Source organism: Phenylobacterium sp. LjRoot97 (assembly GCF_964254345.1).
GTDB lineage: Bacteria > Pseudomonadota > Alphaproteobacteria > Caulobacterales > Caulobacteraceae > Phenylobacterium.
The window spans coordinates 3,310,853-3,322,891 of the sequence record NZ_CAXUTH020000001.1; the positions used below are offsets into that span (position 1 = coordinate 3,310,853).

Sequence of the window (12,039 nt, forward strand, 5' to 3'; positions counted from 1 at the left end):
TAGCGTCGCACGTCAAGGCTGCGCCATGCAACCTTGACGCAAGGTCAGCGCGTGAACTTCTGGAACTTGATCCGATGCGGGATCAGGCTGTCGGCGCCCAGGCGGCGCTTCTTGTCCTCTTCGTAGGCTTCGAAGTTGCCTTCGAACCACTCGACGTGGCTGTCGCCCTCGAAGGCCAGGATGTGGGTGGCCAGACGGTCCAGGAACCAGCGGTCGTGGGAGATGACCACGGCGCAGCCGGCGAATTCCTCCAGCGCCTCTTCGAGGTTCTGCAAGGTCTCGATGTCGAGGTCGTTGGTCGGTTCGTCGAGCAGGATGACGTTGCCGCCGGTGGTCAGGGTCTTGGCCAGGTGGACGCGGTTGCGCTCACCGCCCGACAGCAGGCCGACCTTCTTCTGCTGGTCGCCGCCCTTGAAGTTGAACGAGCCCACATACGAGCGCGTGTTGATCTCGCGCTTGCCGACCGTGAGGATGTCGAGGCCCTGGGAGACCTCCTGCCAGATGGTCTTGTTGGGATCGAGCGCGTCGCGGCTCTGGTCCACGTAGGACAGCTTCACCGTCTCGCCGAGACGGAAGGTCCCCGAATCCGGCTGCTCCTGGCCGGTGATGATTCGGAACAGGGTCGACTTGCCGGCGCCGTTCGGGCCGATGACGCCGACGATGCCGTTCGGCGGCAGGCTGAACGAGAGGTTCTCGAACAGCACCTTGTCGCCATAGGCCTTCGAAAGGTCCTTGGCCTCGATGACGAGGTTGCCCAGGCGCGGACCGGGCGGGATCTGGATGGTCGAGAAGCTCTGCGCCTGGCGCGAGTTCTCCTGTTCGCGCACCATGTCGTCATAGGCGGCCAGACGGGCCTTGGACTTGGCCTGGCGGGCCTTTGCGCCCGAGCGGACCCACTCCAGTTCGCGGGTCATGGCGCGCTGGCGAGCCTCGGATTCCGATTGCTCCTGGACGATCCGCTTGGTCTTGGCTTCCAGCCAGCTGGAGTAGTTGCCCTCGTGCGGGTGGCCCTTGCCGCGGTCGAGTTCCAGCGTCCACTTGGTGACCTGGTCCAGGAAGTAGCGGTCGTGGGTGACGAGGATCACGCAGCCCGGGAAGGCTTCCAGGTGATGCTGCAGCCAGGCCACCGACTCGGCGTCCAGGTGGTTGGTCGGTTCGTCGAGCAGCAGCATGTCCGGCTTGGACAGCAGCAGGCGGGCCAGCGCCACGCGGCGCTTCTCACCGCCCGACAGCTTGTCCACCGGCCAGTCGTTCGGCGGGCAGCGCAGGGCGTCCATGGCCATCTCGACGCGGCTGTCGATGTCCCACAGGTCGCCGGCGTCGATCTTCTCCTGGAGGGCGGTCATCTCCTCCATGAGCTCGTCGGAGTAGTCCTCGCCCAGCTTGGCGGCGATCTCGTTGTAGCGGTCGAAGATCTTCTTCTCTTCGCACCAGGCGATGACGTTGCCCCAGACGTTCAGCTGTTCGTCGAGGTGGGGCTCCTGCTGCAGGTAGCCCATCTTCACGCCGTCGGCCGCCTTGGCCTCGCCGTTAAATTCCTTGTCGATCCCGGCCATGATCTTCAGCAGGGTCGATTTGCCCGAGCCGTTGACCCCGACGACGCCGATCTTGGCGTCCGAGTAGAACGACAGCCAGATGTTCTCGAACACCTTCTTGCCGCCGGGATAGGCCTTGGTCAGGCCCTGCATCTGGAAAATATACTGCTGCGCCATGAGGCGTCCGCGCTCGCTCTGCCGAAAAGATCAGGGAATTCGACGAGGGAAATAGCCGCCGCAGACGCAAGGCGCAATGTGTGGGGCTTGCGCCGCTCCTCCTCGCCTTAAGAAAAACGCCGCCCGCCCCGAGCAGGAAAAGAGGCGGGCGGCGGAGCCACGGCTATTTCGCGGCGAGTTCCTTGTCAGCCTGGCTCTCGCCCGCCAGGCGGTTGCAGGCGGCGACGTTGCGCTCGGTCATCACCCGGCCGCGGCTGTTGTAGCTAGCGAGCGGGCCAATGGCGGCCGAGACCTTGCGGCATTCCTTCATCAGCGAGTCGAGGCCGGCGCGGCGCTCGGAGACGCCCTTGCAGGTGTCGCCTTCGCAGGTCCACGCCAGGTCGCCGACCACGGTCTTGGTCGGGGCCGACACCGGCGCCTGCAGCTTGGCGTTGGCGGAGAAGCCGACGCCGGCCGCGGCGGCCGGGCTGGCGATCAGAAGAGCCGCAGCAGCCGCGGCGAGGGAGAGAGCTTGAAATTGCATGTTGCGTCCTGACGACGTAGAAAAGGCACGATCGGTCACTAACGCCAAAAGAGCACGATCGGTCACTTTTTGTCAAGCGGCGGGAGGCCGGACTTGCGCAAGGGCGACGCCACACGGGCGAGGATCCTGGATGAGACGGCGCGTCAGGCCGCGCTCAAGGGGTTCGGCGCGGTCAGCCTGAACGACGTGGCCGAGGCCGTCGGCCTGTCGAAGAGCGGCCTCTTCAAGCATTTCGAGTCCAAGGAGGCGATGGAACTGGTCGCCCTGGAGCAGGAGTTCGACCGCTTCGTCGAGTTCGTCTGGACGCCGGCCGAGGCCCTGCCCGCCGGCCGGACGCGGCTTGAGGCGATCTTCGAGCGCTGGCTGGACTGGTCGGAGGTCGAAAAGGCGGCCGGCGGCTGCCTGATCATGGCCGCCAGCATCGAGCTGGACGATCAGCCGGGCCCGCTGCGCGACCTGCTGCAGAAGCGCGTCCGGCAATGGCGGCGCACGCTGTCGCGGGAAATGCAGGCCCTGCGCGATCCTCCCCTGCCCGACGAAGAGGTCGCGATGGCCGTGTTCCAGATGAAGAGCTACGTGCTCGGCCACAACGATGCGCGGCGGATGCTGGAAGACGCGACCGCCCGCAAGGCGGCGCGGGCGGCCTTCGGGGCCCTGCTCGATCGTCTGGCGCGCCTCTAAGCGAGGGAACGATCGCGGCCGCGCCGCGTAATCCTTGCCGACAGTCGTAAGGAGTACGTGATGCACAAGGATCAGATCAAAGGCGCCGCTAAGGAAGCCACCGGCTCCATCAAGCAGGCCGCCGGCAAGGCCACCGGCAATCGCCGGCTCGAGGCGGAAGGCGCCGTCGAAAAGACCGAGGGCAAGCTTCAAAAGGGTGTCGGCGACATCAAGGACGCCGCGCGCGACGCGCTGAAGCACTAGCGACGCCCCAGAACGAAAAAAGGCCGCGCCCAAAGGCGCGGCCTTTCTCATGCCCGCTAGGGCGGCAGGCTAGAAGTCGACTTTCACCGACAGCCACAGGCGCCGCGGTTCCTGGTTGTTGGTGTACTCGGGCGCATAGGCGACCGGCGAGCCGTAGGGCAGCAGGCGCACGAAGTCCTTGTCGAACAGGTTGTAGATCGTGGCGTTGACCGTCACGCGCTCGGTGACCTGGAACGAGCCGCCGACGTGGAACAGGCTGTAGGCCTTGAAGTCGCCAAGCGCCGCGCGGGACGGCGCATCGCTGCGGAACCGCTCGCTGCGGTACTCGCCGCGCAGCCAGGCCGCCAGACGCTCGGTGGCGTTCCAGCGCAGCTCGGCGTTGGCCATGTGCTCGGGCGTGTCGGTCAGCTTCTGCCCCGCCGAGGCGCCGCTCTTCTGCTCGCTGTCGGTGTAGGTGTAGTTGGCGTTGAGGGTCCAGGTCTCCAGGAACCGCAGCCGCATGGCCGTCTCGACGCCGCGGGTGACCGCCTCGTCGATGTTGACGCTCTGGCCGAAGGTCGCAAAGCCGGGGAAGAAGCCGACGTCGACGCAGCCGGCCGGGCGCCCGGCGCCGGAGTTGTACTGGGCCTGGGTCATGCCGGAACTGCAGTTGGCGACCGGAACACCAGTGGCGATCTTGTCCTTGAACTGGTTGTCGAAGACCGTGACGTTCGCCGAGAAGCCCTGCAGGTTGTCGAAGTAGACGCCGATCTCGCTGCTGGTGCTGGTCTCCGGCGTCAGGGTCGGGGTGCCCAGCAGCGGCAGGCGGCCCTGATTGCCGAAGCCATTGATGCCGCTGGCCAGTTGCTCGAGGCGCGGGGTCTTGAAGCCCTGGCTGACGCCGCCCTTCACCGTCCAGTGTTCGTTCGGGTTCCAGACGAGGTAGGCGCGCGGGCTGAAGTGACCGCCGAACTTGCTGTGGTCGTCATGGCGCGCGCCAACCGTCAGGGCGAGCGTCTCGGTGAAGCGCCACTCGTCCTCGGCGTAGATCGCCCATTGCTGGTGCTCGAAATTGCCGGGCGCGACGCCGTCGACCATCTCGGCGTCCCAGTACTGGCCGCCCACCGTGAAAGTGTGGTTGCGCCACTGCGAGTAGAACTTGGTGTCAAAGATGGTGTTGGTCGATTCCAGCGTCCGTGCGCCGCCGGCGCCCGCGACGCCTGGCGGAATGATCCGGCCTTTGGTCTCGGTGATCCCGCGCGAGAGGTTGCTCTCGAGCACGCCGAACGGCAGCCGCCAATTGTGCGCCAGGGCGTATTGCTGACGATTGAACTCCAGAGCATCGCCATAGCCGCCGGCCACGGTGTTGGTGCCCATCTGGCCTTTGGAGTTGTCGTACCACTGGGTGCCGATGTCGGCGTCGAGCCAGAAGTCCATGTCGTCCGTCGGCGTCCAACTGAGCCGCGCGCCGTAGCCGCGAATCTCGCTCTTGGTCGAGCTTCGGCCAAAGCCGGTGACCGGCGTCGACATGCCGTTGACGTTCTCGAAGGTCAGACCCGAAGCCTGGCGATCGACGAAAGACCCGCGCAGCGTCAGGCCAAGCAGGCCCGGCACCAGCGGTCCGCTGGCGTAGACGTTGCCGCCGTAGATGTCGCCGAACTCGTCGTCGGTCTGGATCGTGCCGTCCAGGGTGACCGAGCCGCCCCAGGTCTCGCCGACCTTGCGGGTGATGATGTTGACCACGCCGCCCATGGCGTCCGAGCCGTAGAGCGTGGACACCGGCCCGCGCACGACCTCGATGCGCTCGATCGCGCTCACCGGCGGCATGAAGCTGGTCGAGGTTTCGCCAAAGCCGTTCGGCGTCACGCTGCCGGCGGTGTTCTGACGGCGGCCGTCGATCAGGATCAGCGTGTAGTCGCTGCCCATGCCCCGGATGTTGATGTTGAGGCCGCCGGTCTTGCCGACCGAACCGCCGACGTCGACGCCCTCGATGGTCGAGAGCACCTCGGCGAGGTTGGTCGCGCGCATCTGCTGCAGGTCCGTACGGGAGATCACCGTGACGCTGGCCGGCGCATCGACGATCTTCTGCTCGAAGCCCGCAGCGGTGACGACCACGCCCTCGATGTCGTTGACGTCTGTGGCCGCGCTCTCGGCGCTCACCGCACGGGCGGCCGGAGCCTTGCGCCGATCTTCGGTCTCGACCTCCGCGAAGGCGGCTCCGGCCGAGAAGGCGAGACAAACGCCCGCGCTGGTCCTCACGAGGGCACGGGTTATCGGCGCTAACAAAGCTATCCCCTACACTTAAGCTACATGCGATTTAGTCGCACTAACACGCCCAAGCTCAGATGCAATCGCTCCTGAGACCTATTCTCAACAATCTGACGCAGTTGTGATGCCTCGCCCGCGTCGCGATGACGCCGACATTTCGCCGCAGCCGACGCGCCAAGCTGGGCCATGGAGTTATCGAGAGGTTCGCCATGACAGTGCAGAAGATGTTGCGTAGCGCCTCCGTCACCAGCCTGGCGGCGTTGACTGCGCTATCCGCCCCCACCGCCCCGCAGGCGCAGCCAGCGGTCCGCGACGGCGCGCCTACGCCCGCCGCCTGCGAAGCCCTGGGCTACCCGGCCCAGCCGACGGGATACGACGGTGCGTCGCCGCGCCAGACCTATCGCGCGGCGCCGATGCCGGCCCCGCCGCCGATGCCTTCGCCTCGCGCCGCCGAGGCGCTGCCGCAGATCCCGCCCCTGCCGGTCCCGCCGGTCCAATACCGGATCGCGCCGCCCGAACCGCCGCCGCCGAGCCCGATGGTGGTCACCGGGTCATCGGTCCGCCCGCACGTCGACACCGAGCGCTACCCAGGCGCCCAGGCCAATCCGATCAAACAGGTCGCCGAGGAGCCCGTCTCCACCTTCTCGGTCGACGTCGACACCGCCTCCTACGCCAATGTGCGACGGTTCCTGAACGATGGCGCGCGTCCGCCTGGCGACGCGGTCCGCGTCGAGGAGATGATCAACTACTTCGACTACGGCTATGCCCAGCCCGCCGACCGCGCGACGCCCTTCCGGCCCTATGTGGCGGTCACCCCGTCCCCTTGGGCCAAGGATCGTCAGATCGTGCACATCGGACTGCAGGGGTACGACCTGCCGCGCAACAGCGAGCCGCCGCTCAACCTTGTGTTCCTGGTCGACACCTCCGGTTCGATGTGGAGCGCAGACCGGCTGCCGCTGGCGATCAAGTCGCTGAACCTGTTGGTCGATCAACTTCGACCGCAGGACCGCGTGGCCATCGTCGCCTACGCGGGGTCGGCCGGCGCCGTCCTTGCCCCGACCGACGGGCGCAACAAGCTGAAGGTGCGATGCGCGCTCGGCGCATTGCGGGCCGGCGGCTCCACAGCCGGCGGTTCAGGCCTGAAATTGGCCTACGACCTCGCCAAGCAGAACTTCGATCCGAAAGCGGTCAACCGCGTGATCCTGATGACTGACGGCGACTTCAACGTCGGCGTCGCTGACCCCGCCAAGCTCAAGGACCTGGTCGCCGCCAAGCGCAAGGAAGGGACGTACCTGTCGGTCTACGGCTTCGGCCGCGGCAACTACAACGACGTGATGATGCAGACCCTGGCCCAGAACGGAAACGGGATCGCGGCCTACATCGACACGCTGAACGAGGCCCGCAAGCTGCTGCGCGACGACTTCGCCAGCTCGCTGTTCCCGATCGCCGACGACGTGAAGATCCAGGTCGAGTTCAATCCTGCGAGCGTCAGCGAGTACCGGCTGATCGGCTACGAGACGCGGATGCTGCAGCGCGAAGATTTCAACAACGACCAGGTCGACGCCGGCGAGGTCGGATCCCGCGCTTCGGTCACGGCGCTCTATGAAATCACCCGGGCCGGCGCGCGCGGCTCCAGTGATCCCCTGCGCTATAGCTCGGCCCGGCCGTCGGCGGCGCCGGGCGCGGCCCGCGAGCTCGCCTATCTGAAGATCCGCTACAAGCTTCCAGGCGGCGCCACGTCAAAGCTGATCGAGCGGCCGATCGGCGCGCGCGACGCCTTCCCGACCGTGCAGGCCGCGCCCGAGGCGACGCGCTGGGCCCTGGCCGTCGCCGCCTTCGGGCAGATGCTGAAGGCCGATCCGCGTATCGATGCGGCCTACGGGTGGAACGACGTCAGCGCCCTGGCCCAGAGCGCCCGCGGGGACGACCCCTACGGGATCCGCGCCGAGTTCGTTCAGTTGGTCCGCGCCGCCGGGGAGAGCCAGCCGCGCGCCGACTGACCGGGCAGTGCGCAGGTCCGCCGTCCGACGTGCGGGCCTGCGCCAGTTCGCCTGCGGCGTGAAAACTGTAAGAAACCAAATCCCTCGCCCGTTCGTTAGCCCAGGGTCCAAACATGAGGGAGGCGGCGAGTGTTCGACGTCACCGACTCGCGCTCTGAGAATCTGATACGACTCGACCCGACAGAGGCTCCGCATTTTGGTGCACCGGGTCGCATGGGTTTCCACCTGATCGACACCACCATGATGTACGCGCCGCGCTCCGGCGGCGTGAAACGATACCTGCATCAGAAGCGCGACTGGCTGGCCGAGCGCCGCCCCGACATCAGCCACACAATGGTGGTCCCGGGCGCGACCACGGGCCTTGCCGCGCATGGGATCGTCAGCGTCGCCGCCGCCCGGCTGCCGTTCGGCGACGGCTACCGGATGCCTGCCTCGACCACGAAGTGGGAAACTGTGATCCGGATGCTGGAGCCCGACATCATCGAGGCTGGCGACATGTTCGTGCCAGGTCATGCGGCGCTCGACGCCGGCGAGGCCTTGGGCGTCCCTGTGGTCGGCTTTTGCCATACGGACGCGGCCGCCCTGGCCGCGCTGCACTTCGGCGAGTGGGCCGAGGCGCCGGCCATGAAGCACTGGGCCGCCACCTTCCAGCGTTTCGACCGTGTCGTCGCTCCAAGCCGCCACATCGCCCAACGCCTGTCCGAGGCCGGAGTCGAGAAGGTCAGCGTGCAGATGCTCGGCGTCGATACCGAACTCTTCCACCCCAGCCGGGCCGACAGCGAGCGGCTGAAGCGGCGCCTCGGCCTGCCGGGCAATGCGCGGCTGCTGGTGTTCGCCGGGCGGCCGGCGCGCGAGAAGAATATCGAAAGCCTGATCTGCGCGGTCGAACGGCTCGGCGCGCCCTACTACCTGCTGCTGGTCGGCGCAGCCAAGGACACCCACTACTCCCCGCGGGTGATCCCCATGGGCTACGAGCGCGATCCGGTGAAGCTGGCCGGGGTGATCGCCAGCTGCGACGCCCTGGTGCACGCCAATGAGAACGAACCTTTCGGCCTGGTGGTGCTGGAGGCCCTGGCCGCCGGCCTGCCGGTGGTCGGACCGTCGCGCGGCGGCATCTCCGAGTTGATCGACGATAGCGTCGGACAGCGCGCCAGGAGCGTCGATCCTGCCGGCATGGCCGAGGCGATCGAGGCGCTGTTCGAGCGGGACATGGCGCAGTTGAAGCGCGCCGCGCGGCGCCGCGCCGAACAACGTCACCGGTGGGACAACACCTTCGAGGGCCTGACCCGGATCTACGGCGAGTTGGTCGCTCGCCGCAGCGCGGTCGAGATCGTCCCCCTGCGGGCCTGAGCCGAAAAAAAGAAAGGCTCCCCTCGCGGGGAGCCTTCAAGGCCGGAGCGCCTCCCAACTCGTCGGCGCCCAGTGGCTTCAGCGGCCGGTCGGCATATCCTTGAACGCCACGTCCTTGTCGACGCGGATGTCGCCGGGCAGGCCGAGCACGCGCTCGGCGATGATGTTGCGCAGGATCTCGTCGGTGCCGCCCGCGATCCGTAGGCCCGGCGCGAACATCAGCGACCAGTGGAACGCCGCGCTGAGCGGGGCCAGGTCCTCGTCATTGATGATCCCGTACTGATCGAGCATCTCGACCGCGGTGTTGGCCAGCTCCTGCATTTGCACGGCCGAGATGATCTTGCCGATCGAGCTCTCGGGTCCCGGCGTCTGGCCGCGCGACAGCGCCGTCATGGTGCGGTTGCGGGTATGCTTGAGCCCCTCGGCCTGGACGTACCAGTCGGCCAGCTTCTCGCGCAGCGCCTGGTCCTGCAGCGCCGAGGCGCCGTCGAGACCGGGCGTCTTGCGCGCCGTCTCCATGAACTGGCTCCAGCCCGCACCGGTTGCGCCGCCGACCGCGAGACGCTCGTTCATCAGCGTGACCAGGCTGACCTTCCAGCCGTCGCCCTCCGCGCCCAGCCGCTGGCTGTCCTTGACCCGCACGTTGGTGAAGAACACCTCGTTGAAGCCCGAACCGCCCGACATCTGGTGGATCGGCTTGACCTCGACCCCCGGATCCTTGAGGTCGAGCCAGAACATCGTCAGGCCCTTATGCTTCGGCACGTCCGGATTTGTCCGAACGATTACAATCCCATAGTCCGAAAACTGGGCACCCGTCGTCCACACCTTCTGGCCGTTGATAACCCAATCGCCGGAGCCGTCGTCGACGCGCTCGGCCTTGGTGCGCGAGGCCGCCACGTCCGAGCCGCCGGACGGTTCGGAGAACAGCTGGCTCCAGATCTCCTCGCCGCGCAGGGCGGGGCCCACGAACCGCGTCTTGGTTTCGGCGTCGGCGAAGGTCATCACCGTCGGCAGGCACATGCCCAGGCCGATCTGGAACGGATTGCCGGGGATCGGATGCTTGGCCTCTTCCTGGTTGAAGATCACCTGCTGCACCGGCGTGCCGCCCTGCCCGCCCCATTCCTTGGGCCAGGTGATGCAGGCGTAGCCGGCGGCGGCCTTCTTGGCCTGCCAGGCCTTCGAGGCGGCCATGCCGTCGCCGCCTTCAGGATCGGCCGAGCCTTCCTGCTTCTTCGGGGCGTTGGCGTCGAGCCAGTCGCGAACCTGCTTGCGGTAGGCGGCTTCTTCGGGAGTGTCGTTGAAATCCATGGTCCTGCTCTCCCTTAGGCGGCTTCGACGTTGCGGCGTTCGAGGTGGCTGACGAGACGCTCCTTCCAGACGCGCGGCGCACCGGCCACGAGCGAGAGCTGGCGCGAGCGCCGATAGTGCAGATGGCAGTCCATCTCCCAGGTGAAGCCGATGCCGCCGTGGGTCTGGATGTTCTCCTTGGAGCCGAACCAGTAGGCCTCGCTGGCGGCGATCCGCGCAGCGCTGGCCGCGACCGGCAGTTCCGGCGCGTTCGTGTTCAGCGCCCAGGCGCCGTAGTAGGCGTTCGAACGCGAGAGCTCGTTCTTGACGTACATGTCGGCGAGCTTGTGCTTGATCGCCTGATAGGAGGCGATGACCCGGCCGAAAGCGTAGCGCTCCATGGCGTACTCCTTGGCCATCTCAAGGCATCGGTCGGCGCCGCCGGTCTGTTCGAAGGCCAGCAGCACGGCGGCGCGGTCGAAGACCTGCTCAAGCAGGTCGACGCCTTCGCCGGCGCCGCCCAACCGGCGAGCCGCCGCGCCGTTGAAGCTCAGCTTGGCGGCGTCACGGGTCGGGTCGAGGGTCTTGACCGCCTCGCGCGTCACCGCCGCGTCGTTGAGGTCGACGAGGTATAGGCCCGGCTTGCCGTTCTCCTTGGCCAGCACCAGGGCGATGTCGGCGATGTCGCCGTCGGCCACCGGCACCTTCACGCCGCTGAGCTTGCCGTCCGCAACGACGGCCTGCAGGTTCGAGGCGGTGACGACGCCGGGGCCTTCGGACGTGGCGACCGCGCCGATGATTTCGCCGGCCGCGACTTTCGGCAGCAGCTCGGCCTTCTGCTGATCGTCGCCGGCCAGCATGACCGCCTCGGCCAGGAAGTAGACCGTCGAGGCGAACGGGATCGGCGCGACGGCGCGACCAAGCTCCTCAGCGATCACGCAAAGCTCAAGATGGCCCAGTCCAAGGCCGCCATGCGCCTCGGGGATCGCCGCGCCGAGCCAGCCCTGTCCGGCGACCGCCTTCCAGAGGTCGGCGTCATAGGCCGCGGCCTCGTCGTCGAGCACCTTGCGCACCCGTGAGGTCGGGCAGTTGGCGTCGAGGAACTTGCGCGCCTCGTTCTTCAGAAACTTCTGGTCGTCGGAGAAATCGAAATTCATTTCCGCCCATTCCGCCGTCTGTGCGGCCGGTTGATGCTTGCTGGCGGCCACCATACGCACCCGACGCGCCTTGAAAAGATTGACCCCGCGTCAAGAAATTCAGGGTTTTATGGCCTGCTGAACAAGAGCCCGGGAAGGCGCGCATGGCCAAGGCGATCTACCAGCGTAACCAGAAGGTCTGGGTCGAGAGCGTCGGAGTCTGGGCGACGATCGAGAAGATCGTGCCGGTCTGGGCCAAGGGTTTCGACGAGCCGGTCCGGGTAACCTACGACGTCGGACTGAACCGCGAGTTCCAGGCGCACGAGTTGAAGCCTGAGCAGGAAAGCGGCGCCGAAGCGTTGGGGACCGGCGCACCGCCCTGGCGGCTCATGCGCGCCCGCAACAAGTGGCAGACCGAAGAGGACGCCGCGCATCACCCCTACCCGGGCACCTATCCGGTGGTGGTCACCGATGCAGCCGACTGGGGCGGCTGGCGCGTGCCGGGCGCCGAGTACGACCGCGACCCGCACAAGATCGAATTTCAGGCGCGTCTCATCGCACGCTCGCCGCACCTGCTGGCGCTGGCCCGTGAAGTCGTGCGGCTGGTGGACGAGAGCGCCGGCGATGCACCGCCCGAGCTGCAGCGCATCGCCGAGGAAATCGCCAAGCTGGACCGGCACTTCCGAGAAGCGCCGACGGCGAGCCCGACTCCCGCCAGGGCGGCCGTGGCCTGAGCGCAGATCCTTGGGGACAGGCTGAGCGCTAAGGACGACGGACCCTGAATTCGGGAGGGGCCGTGTCCCCCGACGCGGCCCCTTCCCTTTCGGCGATCCGGCGCGGCGCCAACCCGCGTCATCTGA

General features: G+C 67.2%; 10 protein-coding genes. 5 read left to right on the top strand and 5 right to left on the bottom strand.

All coding sequences use genetic code 11. The features are described from left to right. Window positions 1-44 precede the first annotated feature (44 nt). Together ettA and ACSQ2H_RS16315 are read right to left on the bottom strand one after the other, a co-directional pair. Complete coding sequence (gene ettA, locus ACSQ2H_RS16310; RefSeq protein ID WP_436062438.1) at window positions 45-1,712, bottom strand: energy-dependent translational throttle protein EttA; 1,668 nt, start codon at window positions 1,710-1,712, stop codon at window positions 45-47. 163 nt (window positions 1,713-1,875) lie between these two features. Next, the gene (locus ACSQ2H_RS16315) at window positions 1,876-2,235 is read right to left on the bottom strand and encodes a CC_3452 family protein (RefSeq protein ID WP_436062439.1); all 360 of its coding nucleotides are present in this window, start codon (window positions 2,233-2,235) and stop codon (window positions 1,876-1,878) included. Window positions 2,236-2,328: 93 nt separating this feature from the next. On the opposite strand from ACSQ2H_RS16315, the gene ACSQ2H_RS16320 reads away from it, so the two are divergent. Together ACSQ2H_RS16320 and ACSQ2H_RS16325 are read left to right on the top strand one after the other, a co-directional pair. Continuing rightward, complete coding sequence (locus tag ACSQ2H_RS16320; RefSeq protein WP_436062440.1) at window positions 2,329-2,916, top strand: TetR/AcrR family transcriptional regulator; 588 nt, start codon at window positions 2,329-2,331, stop codon at window positions 2,914-2,916. Between the two features lie 60 nt (window positions 2,917-2,976). After that, complete coding sequence (locus tag ACSQ2H_RS16325) at window positions 2,977-3,159, top strand: CsbD family protein (protein WP_436062441.1); 183 nt, start codon at window positions 2,977-2,979, stop codon at window positions 3,157-3,159. 69 nt (window positions 3,160-3,228) lie between these two features. On the opposite strand, the gene ACSQ2H_RS16330 is transcribed toward ACSQ2H_RS16325, so the two are convergent. Continuing rightward, window positions 3,229-5,397 carry a TonB-dependent receptor domain-containing protein gene (locus tag ACSQ2H_RS16330; protein ID WP_436062442.1) on the bottom strand — a complete coding sequence of 723 codons (2,169 nt, stop codon included), beginning with the start codon at window positions 5,395-5,397 and terminating at the stop codon, window positions 3,229-3,231. 218 nt (window positions 5,398-5,615) lie between these two features. On the opposite strand from ACSQ2H_RS16330, the gene ACSQ2H_RS16335 reads away from it, so the two are divergent. Together ACSQ2H_RS16335 and ACSQ2H_RS16340 are read left to right on the top strand one after the other, a co-directional pair. Then, window positions 5,616-7,406 (top strand): vWA domain-containing protein, encoded by a 1,791-nt coding sequence (locus tag ACSQ2H_RS16335; RefSeq protein ID WP_436062443.1) that lies wholly within the window; start codon window positions 5,616-5,618, stop codon window positions 7,404-7,406. Window positions 7,407-7,619: 213 nt separating this feature from the next. Beyond that, on the top strand, window positions 7,620-8,756 hold the full coding sequence (locus tag ACSQ2H_RS16340; RefSeq protein WP_436062444.1) for a glycosyltransferase: 1,137 nt from the start codon (window positions 7,620-7,622) through the stop codon (window positions 8,754-8,756). Window positions 8,757-8,834: 78 nt separating this feature from the next. Here the strand turns inward: ACSQ2H_RS16340 and ACSQ2H_RS16345 are convergent, their stop codons facing one another. Both ACSQ2H_RS16345 and ACSQ2H_RS16350 read right to left on the bottom strand, forming a co-directional pair. Beyond that, window positions 8,835-10,064: an acyl-CoA dehydrogenase family protein gene (locus ACSQ2H_RS16345; RefSeq protein WP_436062445.1), complete on the bottom strand. Its 1,230-nt coding sequence runs from the start codon at window positions 10,062-10,064 to the stop codon at window positions 8,835-8,837. A 14-nt stretch (window positions 10,065-10,078) separates the two neighbouring features. After that, window positions 10,079-11,200 carry an acyl-CoA dehydrogenase family protein gene (locus ACSQ2H_RS16350; protein ID WP_436062446.1) on the bottom strand — a complete coding sequence of 374 codons (1,122 nt, stop codon included), beginning with the start codon at window positions 11,198-11,200 and terminating at the stop codon, window positions 10,079-10,081. 143 nt (window positions 11,201-11,343) lie between these two features. On the opposite strand from ACSQ2H_RS16350, the gene ACSQ2H_RS16355 reads away from it, so the two are divergent. After that, on the top strand, window positions 11,344-11,913 hold the full coding sequence (locus ACSQ2H_RS16355; RefSeq protein ID WP_436062447.1) for a hypothetical protein: 570 nt from the start codon (window positions 11,344-11,346) through the stop codon (window positions 11,911-11,913). Window positions 11,914-12,039: the final 126 nt, after the last annotated feature.